15 protein-coding genes are annotated in these 18831 nt (G+C 64.7%); 7 read left to right on the top strand and 8 right to left on the bottom strand.

The genetic code is table 11. The annotated features are described in order from the left end of the window. Nucleotides 1–40 precede the first annotated feature (40 nt). Nucleotides 41–1273 carry a glycosyltransferase family 87 protein gene (locus I6F28_RS03245; RefSeq protein WP_225139259.1) on the bottom strand — a complete coding sequence of 411 codons (1233 nt, stop codon included), beginning with the start codon at nucleotides 1271–1273 and terminating at the stop codon, nucleotides 41–43. 74 nt (nucleotides 1274–1347) lie between these two features. Then, nucleotides 1348–2940: a glycosyltransferase 87 family protein gene (locus I6F28_RS03240; RefSeq protein WP_225139258.1), complete on the bottom strand. Its 1593-nt coding sequence runs from the start codon at nucleotides 2938–2940 to the stop codon at nucleotides 1348–1350. Nucleotides 2941–3381: 441 nt separating this feature from the next. Between I6F28_RS03240 and I6F28_RS03235 the strand changes: the two genes are divergently transcribed. Further along, entirely contained in the window at nucleotides 3382–4062 is a 681-nt protein-coding gene (locus I6F28_RS03235; RefSeq protein ID WP_057028549.1) for a TetR/AcrR family transcriptional regulator, read from the top strand. A gap of 34 nt (nucleotides 4063–4096) precedes the next feature. Here the strand turns inward: I6F28_RS03235 and I6F28_RS03230 are convergent, their stop codons facing one another. From I6F28_RS03230 to I6F28_RS03220, 3 genes are all read right to left on the bottom strand, one after another. Next, nucleotides 4097–5008 carry a DMT family transporter gene (locus I6F28_RS03230; protein ID WP_035998642.1) on the bottom strand — a complete coding sequence of 304 codons (912 nt, stop codon included), beginning with the start codon at nucleotides 5006–5008 and terminating at the stop codon, nucleotides 4097–4099. Nucleotides 5009–5240: 232 nt separating this feature from the next. After that, nucleotides 5241–6677: a pyruvate kinase gene (gene pyk / locus I6F28_RS03225; protein ID WP_225139257.1), complete on the bottom strand. Its 1437-nt coding sequence runs from the start codon at nucleotides 6675–6677 to the stop codon at nucleotides 5241–5243. Beyond that, nucleotides 6674–7255, bottom strand: a complete 582-nt coding sequence (locus tag I6F28_RS03220; RefSeq protein ID WP_225139256.1) for a DUF1036 domain-containing protein — start codon at nucleotides 7253–7255, stop codon at nucleotides 6674–6676. The genes pyk and I6F28_RS03220 overlap by 4 nt, the downstream gene beginning before the upstream one ends. Nucleotides 7256–7408: 153 nt before the next feature. Here I6F28_RS03220 and I6F28_RS03215 point away from each other — a divergent pair, with 153 nt between their 5' ends. The 3 genes from I6F28_RS03215 (at nucleotide 7409) to I6F28_RS03205 (ending at nucleotide 10035) form a co-directional block, all read left to right on the top strand. Then, complete coding sequence (locus tag I6F28_RS03215) at nucleotides 7409–7714, top strand: DUF1244 domain-containing protein (protein WP_035998652.1); 306 nt, start codon at nucleotides 7409–7411, stop codon at nucleotides 7712–7714. A 195-nt stretch (nucleotides 7715–7909) separates the two neighbouring features. Further along, on the top strand, nucleotides 7910–8182 hold the full coding sequence (locus tag I6F28_RS03210) for a DUF2312 domain-containing protein (protein ID WP_018641571.1): 273 nt from the start codon (nucleotides 7910–7912) through the stop codon (nucleotides 8180–8182). Between the two features lie 86 nt (nucleotides 8183–8268). Continuing rightward, a complete protein-coding gene (locus tag I6F28_RS03205; protein WP_035998656.1) occupies nucleotides 8269–10035 on the top strand; it encodes an adenylate/guanylate cyclase domain-containing protein in 1767 nt (588 codons plus the stop codon). A gap of 49 nt (nucleotides 10036–10084) precedes the next feature. Here I6F28_RS03205 and mepK read toward each other — a convergent pair whose 3' ends face one another. The 3 genes from mepK to I6F28_RS03190 all read right to left on the bottom strand — a co-directional run bounded on the left by mepK (nucleotide 10085) and on the right by I6F28_RS03190 (nucleotide 15989). Further along, a complete protein-coding gene (gene mepK, locus I6F28_RS03200; RefSeq protein WP_225139255.1) occupies nucleotides 10085–11692 on the bottom strand; it encodes a peptidoglycan L,D-endopeptidase MepK in 1608 nt (535 codons plus the stop codon). A gap of 284 nt (nucleotides 11693–11976) precedes the next feature. After that, on the bottom strand, nucleotides 11977–14145 hold the full coding sequence (locus I6F28_RS03195) for a L,D-transpeptidase family protein (RefSeq protein ID WP_225139254.1): 2169 nt from the start codon (nucleotides 14143–14145) through the stop codon (nucleotides 11977–11979). 347 nt (nucleotides 14146–14492) lie between these two features. Beyond that, complete coding sequence (locus I6F28_RS03190; protein ID WP_057028054.1) at nucleotides 14493–15989, bottom strand: sigma-54-dependent transcriptional regulator; 1497 nt, start codon at nucleotides 15987–15989, stop codon at nucleotides 14493–14495. Between the two features lie 127 nt (nucleotides 15990–16116). Between I6F28_RS03190 and I6F28_RS03180 the strand changes: the two genes are divergently transcribed. From I6F28_RS03180 to I6F28_RS03170, 3 genes are all read left to right on the top strand, one after another. Continuing rightward, on the top strand, nucleotides 16117–18054 hold the full coding sequence (locus I6F28_RS03180; RefSeq protein WP_225139252.1) for a M3 family oligoendopeptidase: 1938 nt from the start codon (nucleotides 16117–16119) through the stop codon (nucleotides 18052–18054). An 81-nt stretch (nucleotides 18055–18135) separates the two neighbouring features. Next, nucleotides 18136–18360 carry an AbrB/MazE/SpoVT family DNA-binding domain-containing protein gene (locus tag I6F28_RS03175; protein WP_035998672.1) on the top strand — a complete coding sequence of 75 codons (225 nt, stop codon included), beginning with the start codon at nucleotides 18136–18138 and terminating at the stop codon, nucleotides 18358–18360. 12 nt (nucleotides 18361–18372) lie between these two features. Continuing rightward, nucleotides 18373–18768 carry a type II toxin-antitoxin system death-on-curing family toxin gene (locus I6F28_RS03170; RefSeq protein ID WP_225139251.1) on the top strand — a complete coding sequence of 132 codons (396 nt, stop codon included), beginning with the start codon at nucleotides 18373–18375 and terminating at the stop codon, nucleotides 18766–18768. The last annotated feature ends 63 nt before the right edge of the window (nucleotides 18769–18831 follow it).

Below are 18831 nucleotides of genomic sequence, written 5' to 3'. Positions count from 1 at the left end.
CACAGGCACTGGTCAGACGTCAGATGGGAAATGTCGCCACTCAAGCTAAAGCTGGCGATGCCACTGACGAGGCCTGCTTTGTTTTGCCATTGGACAACCGCCATAGGAGACGCGCGGCGAACAAGGGGAGGATCAGTAAAGCAATCGGTATTTGCGCGAAGCCGAATGGGAACATCAGAATAGGCAACGCCCATAACGCAAGCGAAAGAATTTGATCCACGAACGTTTCGTTTCCGCGCTGACGCAGGAGCGCGACAATCCATCCGAATACGACCATGTCGTAGTTCATGATCCAGGGCGAAAACAAGAAGGTGGCGGTAACGAAGAGCGCTAGTGAGAGGACCGGATCGCGCTTGCGCCAGAATGTCCAAACCACTGCACCGACGGCGCATACCGACGCCGCTCCTTGCACTACCCAGGCCAAATCAGCCGGAAGACCCGCAAGGCGGGCGTTGATCAAGGCTGAGGCAACGATCGGCCAGCCCATGATACCTGCCACGTCGAGCAGTTCGTGCTGTTGCGGCAAAACTTTATGCCAATATGCGATCCAGATTTCTGGCCCAAACCATGCTGCAGTCGCGGCGACAAGCGACACCGTCATGACGACGGCTGAACCAATGACTCGCCAGTGCCCTCCCAGCACCAGCACGATCGGAAGCAGGAGACCGAGTTGCGGCTTGATAGTCAGCATACCAAACAAAATTCCAGCGAGTATCGGCCGCCGCTCGAGGTTTGCCAGACCGCCGATCAAGAGCGCAGCGGTCAAGAAGCCATTTTGGCCGAGGAATACGTTAACCGTGACGGCAGGTGCGACGGCCAGAAACACCCAGTATTTTCGTTCGACACCACATGATGTTGCCGCCCAAACATACAGGGCGAGCCCGGTGACGCACCACACAATGTACGACGGCAGAAAACCGAGCAAACCAAAGGGCCAAATGACGAACAGAAGATGCGGCGGATACGACCAATACAGAGGTGCCAAATCGGGAATGCCGGTCACCTTCGCTATCGCAGCCATGTAGGCGCTGGAATCAAACCAGTCCGCAGGGCCGCCGGAAAAAGCCGATCGGCCGCCTATCCAAGTGTTCAGAAAATCTCGACCAACCGGAAAGCCGCCTGGGTCAAGTACGAACGATGGGAACGACTGGGATGCTGCCAGTTGGAAGTCAAATATGACAACCGCCAGCAGAATGGCCGCAGCGACCACGGTGAGGGACGCGTAGATCCTTACTGATGCTGGATTGCCTGTGCCAAGCTTGCCATGACTCATTGTACGCTCAAAGGGTAAGGCCTCTGTTCGAGAGGCGCGATGGTTCTCAAGTTTGAGTTCCGCGCGGACGGCGACTAATGCGCAGTCCGCGCGATCAGCGGGCAACTTTCGATCACCGTGCCGGGGCGGGCGCCCTCAATGGTGACGCAGGGCCGGGAGCGATCGATGGTGAGCTCGTAGCGATCCAGCAGCGCGCTGCGGTCCGGATCGCCGCGCATGTGCAATTCGCGGACGCCGCCGGGCAGCGGCGTCTTCAGCCCGGCGCGAATGCGCTGGTCGAAGATGCCGCCGGGGACGATCGGCACGGCGATATCGGCGAGCAGGTAGAAGCGCGATTGGGAGGGCAGCTGCGGCGCGATATAGGCCAGTGGCTTGCCGAGGATGAAATAGGTCGCGGGCTGATCGAGCTCGTGGGCGATCTTCGGCCGGTAGACGTCGGACCAGGGGCGGTGCCACCAGTCCGCCGGCTGCGACCACGCTGCGATCGCGACTGCGAGCGTCAACGTCAACACGGCGAGCGGACGAGGGGACGCCGTCAGCGATGACGGTCCGGTGCTCGCGGCGAGGCGCGTGAGCAGGAGAACGATCAGCGGACCGCACAGGAGCTCCAGAACCACCGCATAGCGCTGGATCGAGAACAAGCCGAGCCATGCGAGGTAAGAGGCCGCAAACAGCACCACCAGCTGCACGTCACCCCGGGTGAGGATCGCGCTCTTGCGCCTCGCGCGGACCCACAGGCCGAGCACGAGCAGGACCATCACCACCGCGAAGCGCGCGTCGCGGAACGGATGCTCCGCGCCTCGGTGGTCGCCGATCAGCCAGTAGAAGGGGTAGGCCAATGCGTCGAGCACGCCATGAGGCATGAACTGCGCATCCATCAGGTTGACGCCGGCCACCTCGCTCGACTGGAACAGTGCATTGAACAGCGGGAAGATCGGATTGCCGGTGTCGCGCCACGTGATCAGGCACCATCCGCCGCCGGTGAGCGCCGCGCCGGCCATTCCGCCGATGCCAAGAAGCGTGATCGCCCGCAGCGGACGCGCGGAGACGATCAGCGCCGCGGCAGCGCCGATCGCGTAGACGACATTGGTCAGCTTCAGCCCGACGGCGGCACCGATCAGCAATCCCGCGAGCAGGACGCAGATCGCCGGTCGGCGATCCGCCACCAGGATCAGAAGGCAGCCGCCGATCACGGGCAAGGCCAGCAGCACGTCGGAAAAGCTCGTGCCGACTTCCGAGAGCGTCATCGGACCCGAGGCAGCGATGACGACCACTGCTGCGACCGACGCGATGGTTGCGGCCTGGCGCAGCCGCGCGAACAGGCAGATCAGCGCAAGGTTGAGGCCGTGAACAGCGCCGATGATCATCAGCCCATAGGGCGCCGGCAGCACGTGGCGGAGATAGTAGACGGGGAAATAGACGAGCGGATTGAAGTAGGTCTGAAAGCCCGGCGGGACCACATCGACGCCATAGCGGCCGTTGAGAACGGCCCAGACATTGTATTCGTGGTAGTTCTGCCAATCCCAGTTGACGTCCTCTCCCATGGCCAGGGTGTAGAGCGCGCCTGCCAGCATCGAGCAGACGACAACGGCGATCGCTGCAAGCGCATTGCCGCGCTGCTTCGCCCTCCACGACCGCCGCAGCCTGTCGGCCGCGGGAAGGGACATGACCTCTCGCGGATCGGAAGAAATCGCCGCGCGTTCCAGCATCAAGGCGCCATATGCGCCGGGAACATCACGAGCAGAGCCGGGTCGCTGAACCGCAGAAAGCCCGCTCGTGAAACGCATTGCCGAATTCCAATTTACAACCGTAGGACTACGGGTAGCCAGTTAAGGTTGCATGAATCTTTGCGAGAATTTTCTGATTTGACACCTAGAGATTGTGGATGTCGGAAACGGGAACGAGGGCGGAGTGCGTTGCAGAACGAAGCCCACGCGCCCGCCGACGCAGCTTGACGCCTCCGTCCGCCCACCATGACGCCCCACGCATTTGCATCTTGTCATTCACCCTGAATAGTTGTTCAGTCCTTGCGGGGCGATTTGCATCTATTGCGTGAGAAGCGTTCGGCCGCAGGGCGTGCGGCCGGCGTGTGGGACAGGAAGCGCGCCATGGTTTATCGGCGGACGCATCAAGTGGTTAAGCGCCTTGCGGCGCGGCGCAGCGCCATACTGGCGGCGGCGCGGGAGGCGGCGGCGGAAGGCGGGATGGCGGCGGTGCAGATCGCGCCGGTCGCGGTACGGGCCAATGTCGCGGCCGGCACCGTCTATCGCTATTTCCCCTCCAAGGCCGAGCTGATCTCCGAGCTCATTGCCGAGGTCTCCCGCGACGAGCTCGCGGCGATCCGAAGAGCGGCAGATGCCGCGCCGGGGCCGTCCTCGGCGCTGGCGGCCGCGGTCACCACCGTGGCGGTGCATACGCTGTCGCAGCGCAGGCTGGCCTGGGGCATCCTGGCCGAGCCTGTCGATGTCGATGTCAGCGCCTCCCGTCTCGCCAGCCGGCGCGAGATCGCCGGCGAGATCGCCTCGCGGATCGACGCCGCCGTGCGTGCCGGCCATCTGCCGGCGCAGGACACCGCGCTCGCCGCCACCGCCTTGCTCGGCGCGCTGCATGAGGCCCTGGTCGGGCCGCTCGCGCCCGACAATCTCGATGATCCCGTCAAGATGCGCGATGCGGTGCAGACCGTGACCCTGCTGGCGCTGCGCGCCGTCGGCGTCATGGACGCTCGTGCCCGCGGCCTCGTGGTGCAGCAGACGCTGCTGCCGACGACCAAGGCACTGGTCGGCGCCTGAGCCGACCCGCCACCGGGATCGCCCGGGCCCGCTGTTATCCTGCTACATCAGCATTTTCCCGGCCGGACTGATCAACCCCGGTGGGACGCTTCAGAAGAATGAGCCCGGCGGTCACAATGAGGACGGCTCCGGCGATCGTGGAGCCTTGCGGGATATCCTTGAAGACAAGATAGCCGATGGCTGTGGAACCGAGCAGTTCGAGATAGACCAGCGGCGACAGGGTGGACGCTTCGGCGAAGCGAAATGCCGCGATGGACAGGACATGACTGACAGCAGAGAGCGCACCCAAAGCCAGAAAGAACATGACAGCGTCCCAAGCCGGTGTGGTCCAGGTCAAGATGGCTTGTGGCGTCAGGAGCACCATGCCGACGACACACTGGAAGGCGAGCGTCTTGACGGGATCGCTGACCAGAGAAGCCTGCCGCGTTGCGATCAGATAGAGCGCGAACGTTAGCCCGGCGCCGAGCGCCAGCAGGATGCCGGGCTCGATGTCGCCGTCCGGGCGCAGAATGACGATGGCGCCGGTGAAGCCCAGCGCCAGGCTCGCGATCTTTCGTTGCGTCAAACGCTCCTTCAGGACCATGGCGGCGAGCGCGACCGCGATGACCGGCCCCACGAAATAGGCGCTGACGGCTGTAGCCAGCGGAACGGTCGCGATGGACAGGAAGTAAAGTGTCATCCCGGTGACGAGGAACACCGTCCGCAGCATATGGGAGGCGCGCCGTTCGGCGGGAAAGATCTCTCCTTTGTACCTGATCGCGGCCACCGGAAGGACGACGGCGCTTGCCACGGCGTAGCGCGCCCAGGCGATGAAGAGCGGCGAATAGTCGGCGCTCAGATATTTGGCGATCCCATCGACCAGCGGGATCGAAAGCATCGCGGCCGCCATGAGCACGATGCCCAGCGTCGGGCGGGCGCGGGCTTCGGATTCTACGGTGGTGGCCATATAACCGGTTCCTAGCGATAGCGGCCTGGTGCAGCAGACGCTGCTGCCTGCGAACACGGCGCTGGTCGGGACCTGAAGAAATCGCGCCGCGAGCCAAAAGGCGACCTGATCGCGCTCAGGCCATTGCCCGAGCGTGCCTTTTCGCAAAACCCCGGCAAGACCGGCCAGAGTGGCCGGCTACTGTGCATGGGGTTGTTTTTCGACTTTTTGTTTGGCCGCCCCCGGGCGGGCCTCACATGTTGGCGTCGCCCTCGGGGCCGACCGAGGCGATGCGCACCATGTTGGTGGTGCCGGGGATGCCGAGCGGCACGCCGGCGACGATGATGACGCGCTGGCCGGCGCGGACGAAACCGTCGCGGAAGGCGATCTGGCCGGCGCGGCTCACCATGTCATCCTGGTCGCGCGCGTCCTCCGCCACCACGCAATGCACGCCCCAGGCGACCGCGAGCCGGCGGCCGGCGGTGATGTTCGGCGTGATCGCCACGATCGGCGGCTTCGGCCGCTCGCGCGCCACGCGCACGGCGGTCGAGCCCGATGAGGTCCAGCAGATCAAGGCCGGCAGGTCGAGCGTCTCGGCGATCTGCCGCGCGGCGTCGGCGATGGCATCGCCCGCGGTGGATTCCGGCGCCGGACGTTGGGCCATGATCACCGAACGGTAGGTCGGATCGCGCTCGACCTCCTCGCCGATGCGGTTCATGGTCGAGACCGCCTCGACCGGGAATTTGCCGGCCGCCGATTCCGCCGACAGCATGATGGCGTCGGCGCCCTCATAGACCGCGGTGGCGACGTCGGAGACTTCGGCGCGGGTCGGCACCGGCGACTGGATCATCGATTCCAGCATCTGGGTCGCGATCACCACCGGCTTGCCGGCGCGGCGCGCCATCCGCGTCATCTGCTTCTGCAGGCTCGGCACCCGCTCCAGCGGCAGCTCGACGCCGAGGTCGCCGCGCGCCACCATCAGCGCATCGGAAGCCTCGATGATGTCGGCGAGGCGGTCGATCGCCTGCGGCTTCTCGATCTTGGCCATCACGGCGGCCCGGCCGCGGATCATCTTCTTGGCCTCGATGACGTCGTCGGCGCGCTGCACGAAGGACAGCGCGATCCAGTCGACGCCGGTGACGAGGGCGGCCTCGAGGTCGGCGCGGTCCTTGGGCGTCATCGCCGAGACCGGCAGGTCGGTGTCGGGCAGGCTGACGCCCTTGCGGTCGCTCATCTTGCCGCCGACCACGACACGCGTCACCGCACGCTCCTTCGAGGTCTCCTCCGCGATCAGCCGCACCTTGCCGTCGTCGAGCAGCAGCGCATGGCCGGGCCTGAGCGCCGCCAGGATCTCCGGATGCGGGAGCTGGACGCGCGTGGCATCGCCGGGCGTCTTGTCGGAATCCAGCGTGAAAGTCTGTCCGTTCTGGAGCTGGATCGCCCCTTCGGCAAAGGAGCCCAGTCTCAGCTTCGGGCCCTGCAGGTCGACCAGGATGCCGATCGGCCGGCCGTAGCTGCTCTCGACGTTGCGGATCGTCGCCACCAGCTCCCGCATCTTGTCATGCGGGGTGTGGCTCATGTTGATGCGGAACAGGTCGGCGCCGGCCTCGAACAGGCGGCGGATCATCGCGAGGTCTGAAGAGGCTGGTCCCAGGGTCGCGAGAATCTTGATACGGCGAAGGCGCCTCATGGCTTATTTCCAGACGGGGGTGGCAGGCCGGGCGAGCCCGGGGGCGTAGCACCGGGCAGGCTATTGGGCAAACCCGGAACGCCGCCCGGGCCCACCGGGCCGGGCAGGCCAGGCACGCGCTGCTGCGCCGGCTGTTCGTTGGCGTCGGTCAGCTGCACCGTCCAGGCGCGCTGCTCGCCGGTGTCGACCTCGAAATAGCCGGTGCGGTCATAGCCGCGGGCCAGGCAATCCTCGGTGCCGCGGATGGTGAACTCCTTGTCGCGGGAGCACATGAAGGCTTGGCCCGACCATTCGCCGCCGCGGTCGTAGTCGATGGCGTAGATGTAGTAGTACCGGGCGACCAGCGTGCCGCGCAGCAGCGTCTCGCAGGAACGGGACGAGATGTTCCACCAGCCCTCGGTGGTCCAGCCCTCGGCGTCCTTGTAGCCGAGCGCGATCCCGACCCGGCTCGACGTGTTGTTGCAGAGGCGGAAATCGGCGGAGGCCGGGCCGGCGTAGAGGCACGCCAGGGCGACCACCAGCACCGGGACCAACCGGGCGAGCAGGTAAAGCGGGGAGCGGGGAGATTCGGCAGTCATTGTCGCGGAAGCTATACCAGATCATTGACGATTTGGCGTTCGGCCGGGGGCAGCCGGGCAGTGGCCCCTTTGCGCCGCGATATGGCAAAATCTGTGACAAGACCCACCTGATCCCGTAACCCTGCCCCGGAACGGACCTTGAGGAAGACAGCCATGGCAATCGACGACAAAACCAGAACGGAGCTCGAGGCGGCCGCTTTTCGGCGCTTGGTCGAGCATCTGCGGAGCCGCACCGACGTCCAGAACATCGACCTGATGAATCTGGCCGGCTTCTGCCGCAATTGCCTGTCCAACTGGCTCAAGGACGCCGCGGACGCCCAGGGCGTCGCCTTGAGCAAGGACGAGAGCCGGGAGGCCGTCTACGGCATGCCCTATGAGACCTGGAAGGCGAAGCACCAGGGCACGGCCACGCCCGAGCAGCTCGAGGCGATGAAGAAGGTCCATCCCCACGGGCATTGAACGGCCCATCGCCGAGCCCTGAGTCGCACCACACAACAGCTTTCTATGCGTCGGCGCAGGAAGGTGTGGGCGCGCTGTGGACGAGCGTGATGCTTGCTTGAACGCTGGGAGCGCCGACCCTAAGGGTCTACCCAGCACGCGCGGTGAGGGATGCCGGCGTCACCTCGTTTTGCCAGTTCCATTGGGAGTACCAAGATGGCCACCTCCGCCGCCGTCCGCGACGACGAGCCCGCGACGAAATTCGCCAAGGACCAGCTCAAATCCATCATCGAGCGCATCGAGCGGCTGGAGGAAGAGAAGAAGGCGATCTCCGACGACATCCGCGACGTCTATGCCGAAAGCAAGGGCAACGGCTACGACGTCAAGGCGCTGCGCACCATCGTGCGCCTGCGCAAGCAGGACCCCAACGAGCGCGCCGAGGCAGAGACCATCCTCGAGACCTACATGCAGGCGCTGGGGATGCTCTGAGGCGCCCCGCCCGGTCGGCGTTGCAGCGCACCAAGCTTGGGCAAAATCTCGGCATCTGCTAGGTTGCTCGGTGAAGGGACCGAGCGATGGATGTGCCGGGACCAGAGCGCAGGCTTGCCGCGGTTCTCGCTGCCGACATGGTCGGCTTCAGCCGGCTGATGGAGGTCGACGAGGCCGGCACTCTTGCGCGCCTCAAGACCCATCGTGTCGAGCTCATCGATCCTGCCATTGCCAAGAATCGCGGCCGTATCATCAAGACGACCGGCGACGGCATGCTCGCGGAATTCCACAGCGTCGTCGATGCCGTGCTATGTGCGGCCGAGGTTCAGCGCCGCATGGCGCGGCGCAATGCCGACGTCCCGCCGCCGCGGTGGATCCAATTCCGCATCGGCATCAATCTCGGCGACGTCATCGTCGATCAGAACGACATATTCGGCGATGGCGTCAACGTCGCGGCGCGGCTGGAGACGCTGGCCGAGCCCGGAGGAATCTGCGTCTCCGGCGCGGTGCGCGATCAGGTCGGCGACCGGCTCGACGGCGTTCAGTTCGACGATCTCGGTGAACAGAGCGTCAAGAACATCGCCCGTCCAATCCGCATCTTCCGCATTCGGCTGGCGGAGGGGCCCGCAAGCCTGCCTGACGGGTCCAATCGTGCTCTGACGCCGCCGGGTGTTTCGAAGAAGCCGTCCATCGCCGTGCTGCCGTTCGCCAATATGAGCGGCGATCCGGAGCAGGAGTTCTTCGCTGACGGTCTCACCGAGGACATCATCACCGAGCTTTCGCGCTTCCACGACCTGCTCGTCATCTCCCGCAACTCGACGTTCGTCTACAAGGGAAAGGCCGTAAAGGTCCAGGACATCGGCCGTGAGTTCGGAGTCGACTATGTCATCGAGGGCAGCGTTCGCAAGGCCGGCGAGCGCGTCCGCGTCACCGTGCAGCTGATCGATGCAGAGACCGACCGCCATATCTGGGCCGAACGTTACGACCGCGAGCTCCGGGATATCTTCGCCATCCAGGACGAGATGACCCGCGCGATCGTGGCGACGTTGCCGGGGCGAGTAGAAGCCGCAACGCACGACCGCACCAAGCGCAAGCCGACCGACAACATGCCCGCTTACGAATGCGTGCTGGCTGCAAAGCTCCTGCATCATCGGTCAACCCGCGACGACAACGCTCAGGCGCAGACGCTGCTCAACCGCGCGCTGGCGATGGATCCGAACTATGCCCACGCTCATGCCTGGAAGGCATGCGTGCTCGGTCAGTGCTGGATCTATGGCTGGTGCGCCGACCGCGAGGCGACCTTCGAGCAGGTTGCTTCGGAGCTGGAAATTGCGTTGGCGCTCGACGACAACGACGCGGACGTGCACCGAATTCTCGCCGCGCTCAATCTGACGCGACACGACTACGAAAAGGCCACCTATCACCAGGAGCGTGCACTCGCCCTCAATCCCAACTACGACCTCGTCGTCGTGCAACAGGGAGAGCTTCTGACCTGGCTGGGCCTGCCGGAGGAAGGCATCGACTGGATCAGGAAAGCGATGCGTCTCAACCCCTATCATCCCGAGCGCTTCTGGAGCCATCTGGGCCGCGCCTATTATTGCGCGGAGAAATACGCCGAGGCCGCCGAGGCGTTTTCAAGGATCACGCGCCCCGACTATACCCATCATGCGTTCCTGGCGGCGACATTCGCGCAGATGAAGAACGCGATCGCGGCCGGCGCTCACGCCGCCGAGGTCTTGAAGCGCGAACCGGGATTCTCGGTGGCAGCTTATCTTGCGACGCTGCACTACAAGCGCGAGCCCGACCGGCAGCGTCACGAGGCCGGCCTCATCGCGGCCGGCTTGCCGGCTTGATCAACCCCGGGCAAGGACGAACAGAGAGAGCTTTGCTGGTACAGAGGACTCAGCGCAGCGCGGCGGTGCGCACGACGAACGACGTCGTCTCGAGCTTTGCGGTCGCGCTGCCCGAGAAATTGTCGCAGGACAGGCCCTGCATCGGGTCGTCGGAGAAGCCCATCGCGATCACGGAGCGCGGCTTGACGAAATAGCCGCGCAGCGCCGCGGTATCGAGCTCGCCCATCAGCGTCACCGACATCGCGTGGCTGGCGCTCGGCGACAGCATCACGATCTTGAGCCAGATGCTCTCGCCCTTGGCCGCAGACAGGCGGGTCGCGGTTGCGACCCTGCCGTCGACGCTCTTGCCGACCACGCTGTTGATCTCCGGCGCCTGAGCCACGCTGCGGGGGCGGGTGGTGCGCGGGATCGGCGCCGAGGCGGCGACGACATTGGCGCGGTCGACCGGGGAGGCCGCCGGCGCGTAAGCCAGGGCTTGCAGGGCCGCGTTGGACACGCTCGCGGTCGGTTGCGGATCGGTGGCCGCGGCCAGCGCCTGGCGCGCCTTCAGCGCGGCGACCTGCGCCGGTGTCGCCTGCTGCGGCGTGGCCGGAACGTCATCCCAGAAGCCGCGCGCATTGATGATGTCGGCCGGGGTCTCCGGCTTTCCGTCAACAGGCTTGCCGGAAGCGGGCTTGTCAGCCACGGGCGCGGGCTTCGGCTTGGGCGGCGCGACGATCTGCGCATCGGCCGACGCGAGCTGGATCGCGGCGGCGATCTGCGGCTTGGCGCGCGGCGTCGGCACCGGCTCGGCGGGCTTGGCGGCGGCTGCGACGACGGTCGGTGCCGCCGGCTTCGCGGCCGGGGCGGGCGCGCCCTCGTCATCCTCGTCGCTGGCGGCCGGAGCTGCCGGCTTGCTCCTGAACAAGGCTGCGAAGAAATTCGGCTTGCTGCCGGCATCATCGCCGTTGCCGCGCCGCTCGATCTCGGCCTTGGCGAGCTCATAGTTCTTCAGCGGCACGCCATCGGTCGGCAGATGCACCGTCTTGCCGTCCGGGAAGACGCGGGCGAGCTGGTCATGCGTCATCCGCGGCCAGTGCCGGACGCTGCCGGTGTCGAGGTGCACGAAAGGCGAGCCGGATGTCGGATAGAAGCCGACCCCGCCGCGCTGCAGGCGCAGGCCGGCGAAGCGGATCTGCTCCAGCGGTACGCCGGGGATGAAGAAGTCTATCGCATGGCCCAGCATGTGCTGGCTGGCGCGCGCCACGCCGGAGGAGCGGCGGCGGAGCATGGCGTTGGTGGCGGGGGAGCGATAGGAGGAGATGATCTGAATCGGCTGCTTGCCGTCCACGTCCCGATAGACTTCCCAGAGGATGTCGAACAGGCGACGGTCCATGACCGTCTGTTCCTGGGTACGCCAGTCGCGCAGGAAGTGGTTGAGCTGCTTCAGCGCCGCCTCGTCGTAGCGCCCGTCGCGCTTGAAGGTGACGGTGAGGTCTTCGCCGGAATGGGTGTGGTGGAACGAGAGCGTCTTGGTCTCGTTCAGAGCGGCGGCGTCATGAACCGAACCGGCGGCCGCAAGCAGCAATGCAGCCGCAAGGCCGATCCGGGATCCGGCCTTCACGCCCGCATGGGACAACGACAGCACAACGAATTGGCGTGCGAGACCAGTCAGCACGTATGAGCCCACCCAGTCGACGAGCGTTCAAATGGACTCTCCCGCCAACCCCGTTAGCAGCGCGAAAGAGGATGAACGCTTTCTTAAAGCGAGAAGGTTAATTTGAGGTTGACCTTCTCGCCCCCAAACCAAGTCAGATTACGATCCTAAGCGGTTGACTGTGGCAAAAAAACGCCCGCCGCCCCATCGCAGGTCGCAGCATGGTTAACGTCAACGACCCCATCCTGGGGACGGGGTCGCTGATTTCCTTGCAGAATTTCAGGAAAACGAGTGCGGGACGGGCGTCAGCGGGTAAACACCCGCTGCTGTTGCGGACGGCGGCCGACCGGTGCCGGCGGCACGGCCTGGGTGGGCGCCCCGAACAGCCGCTCGAAGAAGTTCGGCCCGGACGAGCCGAAGCCGCTGCCGTTGTTGGCCACGGCCACTCCGGAGGGCAGCGTCGTTGCCGGACGCGAATAGCTCGGCTGGGAATGCGCCACGACGGCCTCGAGGTCCTTGCCGCGGTTGTTCTTCAGGACGTTGATCATGGCCGCGTCGCGGCCATAGACGTCCTTGCGGAACTGCAGCTTGCCGGCCTCATCCACGAACGCGGTCTGATAGGTGATGTTGACCGGGATTGGGGTCGGGAATTTCAGGTCGATCTCGCTTTTGCCGTACATGCTGCGGATGCGCTCCGGCGTGTACTTCTCGTTCGGCATGACGATGTTGAGCAGAACGGAGGCGTACTGATCCGGATTCTGCACGCGCATGCAGCCATGGCTGAAGGCGCGCTCTTCCTTGGCGAACAAATGCTTGTCCGGCGTGTCGTGTTGATAGACGAGGAACTTGTTCGGGAAGTTGAAGCGGATGCGGCCGAGCGCGTTGGCTTCGCCCGGCGGCTGCGAAATGTGCACCGAGCCGTCGCGGTTTTGCTCAAGCCTCAGGCCCATGCGTTGAAGCACGGTCGGGTCCTGCTGCAATGCCGGCAGGTACTCGTTGTAAACGATGGATGGCGGCACATTCCAGGTCGGGTTCACCGTGATGTACTTCATCGTCTCGGTGAGGAGCGGGGTGGCTTGCTTGCCCGGCTTGCCGGTGACGACGCGTGTGGTCCAGACCTGCTGGCCGCGTTGCATCACTTTCAAAGTGAAATCGGGAATGTTGAGGATGACATAGGCGTCACCCAGCGCCGGCGCGCCGAGATCGCGCGGCAGCCAGCGCCAGCGCTCCATGTTCACCAGCACCACGTCGATCTGCTTGTCGCGCTTGGGGGTGTTGAGCGCCTTGACCGTCTTGTCGTCTAGGATGCCGGTCGGCTTCAGTTCGGCGCCGGTCTGGAACTTGCGCACGGCTTCGGCGACCGCAGCGTCGTAGCGGGTGTCGCTGGCATTCTCGGCGAGGCCGAGCTTGGCGCGCAGTTGCGGCACGCGCGGATCTTCCACGACGATCTCAGCCTGCTTCTTGCCGGCAGGGGTGTATTTCAGCGCAGGGCCGTCGGCGATCTCGATCACCGGACCGCTGCCCTGGCCGCGCAGCTCGGCGAGCTTGGCCTTCAGCTCCTTGTAGAGCTTGTGCGGCGGGTTGTAACTCTCGAGCGCCGCGGAGGCGTCCGCCGCCGTCGTGACCTTGGCGAGCACTTCGCCGGGATCGACCGGATGCTCGGGATAGAGAATGTCGCCGCCGGCCTGCGACCAATGCATGCGGCCGCTCTGGGCGTGGCGGGCATAGTCGAACATGCTGGCGGTGAGCTTGAGCTCGGCATCAGCCAGCGCATCGGGGGTCGTGGCGGCGAAATCCGGCACCGGATAGTCGGCGGGATTGAGACCGTCGGACGCCGCGTCCTTGAGCCGTGCGATCACGCCCTTGGCCGCAGCAGTCAGGTTGCCGCCTTGCGTCCAGACCGGCGCGAAGTCGCGCGCGCCATAGAACTTCTCAATCGCTGCACGCTCGTTCTTGCGGTCGAAATGGCGCGAGGTCTTAGCGCCGATGATGTCCTTGAGCTTGTCCGCGACCGGTTGGTCGGCGGTGGGCACGTTGCTTGCGGCCTTCACCGGTTCGGCGGCCGGTGCTGCGGGAGCCGCCGGCGTGGCCGTTGCGGTGTCGGCCTTGGCCGGCTCGGTTTTCGCAGTCTCGCTCTTCGGCGCTTCCGGCGCGGGTGTGGTGGCAACGTCGGAGGGCTTGGTCTCCACCTTGTCCGCCGTGGGCGCGACGTTCACCTTGGCGGAATCCCTTGCGACGTCCTTCGTGGAATCCTGCACCGTGGCGGTGGTGTCGAGCTTGATGTCGGCTGCAGTCGGGGGCGGGACGTTTGCCGGTTCGGGGCGCGGGATCGCGGCTTCGATCGCGAGTTCCGCGGCGCTGCTGCGCGGCAGATCCTGCGCCAGGGCCGAGCTGGCTGACACCGTGAGGAAGGTCGCCGCGACCGTCATCAAGACACGGTCAAAGCCCACACGGTGGTTCAAACAGTCACGCATTGTGTCGCACCCCTCGGGTGAACTGTTCCTTCATGGAACAGCTCGTTATCGCTTATTGATGTTTCGGCTAAACCGCGCCGGCCTCTCGAAAGTTGCACGCCTGCACCCAACGATTCTGACGCAGACGATATACAGGCCCCGATTTTGCGGCCAGCGCTGCCCGGGGCAACTCACGACAAACTGACTTCAAGGGAGCCTCTTGGCAACGGATTGTACGCCTCTGCCACGCGCTTTTCCCTCTGTCTGTCACTTCCAAGTCACGGTTCAAATCGCAGACGAATTCCGTCGTCACGCGAACGGCTTAGAGCGATCTCGCACCGCCGCGCGAAGCTTCGTTCGCACTGGGCTCAATGCGTCTCCTCGCCGCTTTTGCCGCCATGCCCGGGAACCCCGGCCTCGTCGAGTTTGCGGTAGAGCGTCGAGCGGCCGATTTTGAGTCGGCGAGCCACTTCGGACATCTGGCCGCGATAATGCGAGATGGCGAAACGGATGATCTCGTTCTCCATGTCCTCCAGCGGGCGGACATCCCCGGTCGCAGTGAGCATAGACAGCGTTCCCACCGCGGGGAGCGGGGCGATTGGTATTTCATTACCCGACACTACGGAGGGCGTCGCCGCCGGCTCGAGCAGCAACGGAGCGGTCGGAATATCCGTGACGGGATGCGCCTGCGAGGCGAGCAGAGGGAAGTCGCCGAGACCAAGCTGGTCCCCGTCGCTCATCACCACGGCGCGATAGACCGCGTTCTCGAGCTGGCGGATGTTGCCGGGCCAGTCGAGCTGGGCAAGATGGGCCACCGCCTCGCCGCTGATCCCGGTGATCGGGCGGTTCTCCTCGGCGGCAAAGCGCGCGATGAAATGCCTGAGCAGGTGCGGGATATCCTCACGCCGCGCGCGCAGCGAGGGGATCGTCAGCGGCAGCACGTGCAGCCGGTAGAACAGGTCTTCCCGGAATTGTCCCTGCTTCACCCGCTCCAGCAGCTTGCGATTGGTGGCCGAGATGATGCGGACGTCGACCTTGAGCGGCTTGCGGCCGCCGACCGATTCCACGGCGCCTTCCTGGAGCGCACGGAGCAGCTTTACCTGCGCCGTCAGCGGCAGCTCGCTGACCTCGTCCAGAAACAGCGTGCCGCCATGAGCCTCGACGAACTTGCCCGTGTGCCGCTCGGTGGCCCCGGTGAAGGCGCCCTTCTCATGGCCGAACAGGATGGACTCGACGAGGTTGTCGGGAATTGCGCCGCAATTGACCGCAACGAACGGCTTGGCCTTGCGCTCGCCGCTGCCATGGATGGCGCGCGCGAACATCTCCTTGCCGACGCCGGACTCGCCCTCGATCAGCACGGGGATCGCGGAGTTTGCCGCCTTCTGGGCGGCGCGCATCACGCCCGTCATCGCTTCGGAGCGGGTGATGATGTCGGAGAAGGTGAGCCGTCCTTCGCGGCTGTGACGGATGCGCTGCAACTCCCCCTTGAGCGCGGACGTGTTGAGCGCGTTGCGAAGCGAGACCTGGAGCCGCTCGACGCCGACCGGCTTGACGACGAAATCGGCCGCGCCCGCGCGCATCGCGGAGATCACGTTGTCGATACCGCCATGAGCGGTCTGCACGATGACGGGGACGCTCAGGCCGGCTTCGCGGATCTTCGCCAATACGCCCATGCCGTCGAGGCCGGGCATGACGAGGTCGAGGATGACGGCGTCGATGGCCGGTCCGTCGGGGGCAGTGAGGGCGGCAATTGCGGCGTCACCGGAGTCCACGACGACCGTCTCATAGCCGCATTTCTGCACCATGTTCTCGACCAGCCGGCGGGCTACAGCGTCGTCGTCGGCGATCAAAATACTGGCAGCCATGGTGTTCCCCGCACGCTACTACTATCTGTCTCGAATCGGGGCACTCTGGCCGAAGCCGGTTAACGCACGCTTAAACCTTGATGCCCCCGCCTGCCGCCGCGATTGTTGAACACAGGTTTCCCACACAATGAATTCGCGCTCCAAGTCCGCCTTGAACAAATCTGCCTTGAACAAGTCCGCTCTCAAGAAGTCCGCTCCCGGCAAGCCCGCTCTCCGCAAGCCAAGCACCAAAAAATCCGCCCCCAAGGCAAGGCCCTCCAAAGCTGCACCCTCCAAAGCTGCGAGCAAGACCGGCAAGCTTCCGGAGTGGAACCTGGCCGACCTCTATTCCGGGATCGAGGCGCCGGAGGTGGCGCGCGACCTCGAGAGAATGGATGCCGACTGCGTCGCCTTCGAGACGGACTACAGGGGCAAGCTGGCGACAGGGACAGCAAACGAAGATGGCGGAAAGTGGCTCGCCGAGGCGGTGCGACGCTATGAGGCGATCGACGATCTCGCCGGCCGTCTCGGCTCCTATGCCGGGCTCGTCCATGCCGGCGACAGTGTGGACCCTGCGATTTCAAAGTTTTACGGCGACGTGTCCGAGCGGCTGACGGCGGCGTCCACGCATCTGTTGTTCTTCGCGCTCGAGCTCAATCGGATCGATGACGATATTTTGAATCGCGCGATGCAGGCCGCCGAGCTCGCGCACTACGGTCCCTGGATCGAGGATCTGCGCAAGGAGAAGCCGTACCAGCTCGACGACAAGCTCGAGCAGCTTTTCCTGGAGAAGGCGCAGACCGGCTATTCAGCCTTCAACCGGCTGTTCGATCAGACCATCTCCAGCCTCCGCTTCAAGGTCGGCGCCAAGGAGCTCGCGATCGAGCCGACGCTGAATCTGCTGCAGGATCGCGACGGCGCCAAGCGCAAGAGCGCGGCGGAGGCACTGGCGAAGACCTTCAAGGCCAATGAGCGCACCTTTGCGCTGATCACCAACACGCTCGCCAAGGACAAGGACATCTCCGACCGCTGGCGCGGCTTCAAGGACGTGGCCGATTCCCGCCATCTGAACAATCGTGTCGAGCGCGAGGTCGTCGATGCGCTGGTCGCCTCGGTGCGCGCAGCCTATCCGAAACTGTCGCATCGCTATTATGCGCTGAAGGCGAAATGGTTCGGCAAGAAGCGTCTGGCCTATTGGGACCGCAACGCGCCGCTGCCCTTTGCGGCGACCGATGTCATCGCCTGGCCGGAGGCGCGCAGCATGGTGCTGACGGCCTATCGCGGCTTCTCGCCCAAAATGGCCGATATCGCCGAGCGCTTCTTCACCGACCGCTGGATCGACGCGCCGGTCCGGCCGGGCAAGGTGCCCGGGGCGTTCTCGCATCCGACCACGCCGTCAGCGCACCCTTACGTTCTCATGAACTACCAGGGCAAGCCGCGCGACGTGATGACGCTCGCGCATGAGCTCGGCCATGGCGTCCATCAGGTGCTCGCGGCAAAGAACGGCGCGCTGATGGCGCCGACGCCGCTGACCCTGGCGGAGACCGCGAGCGTGTTCGGTGAAATGCTCACCTTCAAGCGGCTGCTGGCCCAGACCAAGAGCGCGAAGCAGCGCCAGGCGCTGCTCGCCGGCAAGGTCGAGGACATGATCAACACCGTGGTGCGGCAGATCGCGTTCTATTCCTTCGAGCGTGCGGTCCACACCGAGCGCAAGAACGGCGAGCTCACCGCGACGCGGCTCGGCGAGATCTGGCTGTCGGTGCAGGGCGAGAGCCTCGGGCCGGCGATCGAGATCAAGGCGGGTTACGAGAACTACTGGATGTACATCCCGCACTTCATCCATTCGCCGTTCTACGTCTACGCCTACGCGTTCGGCGACTGTCTCGTGAACTCGCTCTATGCCGTCTACGAGAACGCAGCCGAGGGTTTCGCCGAGCGCTATCTCGACATGCTCGCCGCCGGCGGTACCAAGCACTATTCCGAGCTGCTGCGGCCATTCGGGTTAGATGCGAAGGACCCAAAGTTCTGGGACGGCGGGCTCAGCGTCATCGCCGGAATGATCGACGAGCTGGAGGCGATGGGCTGACGCATTCGCCATCCGTAAAACATCCGTTGAACCGACCCGTTGGTTGTGTTATACAAGTGTATAACGCGCCGGAGGTCAGCCATGAAAATTGAGATCAAGAAGATCGGCAATTCGGATGGTTTGCTGTTGCCACGCGAGCTGATGCAGCGCCTCGATCTCAAGCGCGGCCAGCAATTGCATGTGGTGGAATTGCCTGGTGGTGGTTTTCAGCTGCTGCCCTACGACCCCGATTTCGAGCGGACGATGGAGATCGCCGACGAGATCATGGATAAGTATCGCGACACGCTCGCTGCGCTCGCAAAATAGCTGGCGATGCGCATGAGCGATCCTCAGGAGCCGCTCTGGGTCACCTACGAGCAGGCTGTCGCACTTCATGGTCGACAGCTCCGGCGCTTCGGCGGTGCGCCGGGATTGCGCGACGAAGGCATGCTGCGCTCGGCGCTGGAGCGCCCGATCAACAAATGGCGCTCGGAACAGGCGCCGTTGGACGAACTCGCTGCAGCCTATGCATTCGGCCTCGCGAAAAATCATGCATTCGTCGATGGAAACAAGCGCATCGCCTTCATGGCCATGATGGCTTTTCTTCGCAAGAACGGCGTAGCTTTCAGCCCCGATCCCGCGGAAGCGACAACGATCATCCTCTCCCTCGCCGCCGGCGAAGTCAGTGAGGAGAGTCTGACGCGATGGATCCGGGACAATTGGAATTCCAAATGACCCGATTTGCGGGAAAACCCCGCCTCGGTGCCGTTGCCCTGTCTAAATCTTTCAGGTATCCCA

The organism is Bradyrhizobium sp. NBAIM14 (assembly GCF_020193895.1).
In the GTDB taxonomy this organism is placed as follows: Bacteria; Pseudomonadota; Alphaproteobacteria; order Rhizobiales; family Xanthobacteraceae; genus Bradyrhizobium; species Bradyrhizobium yuanmingense.
Note: the sequence above shows the minus strand (reverse complement) of the source record. Positions and strands in the feature narration are given on the sequence as shown.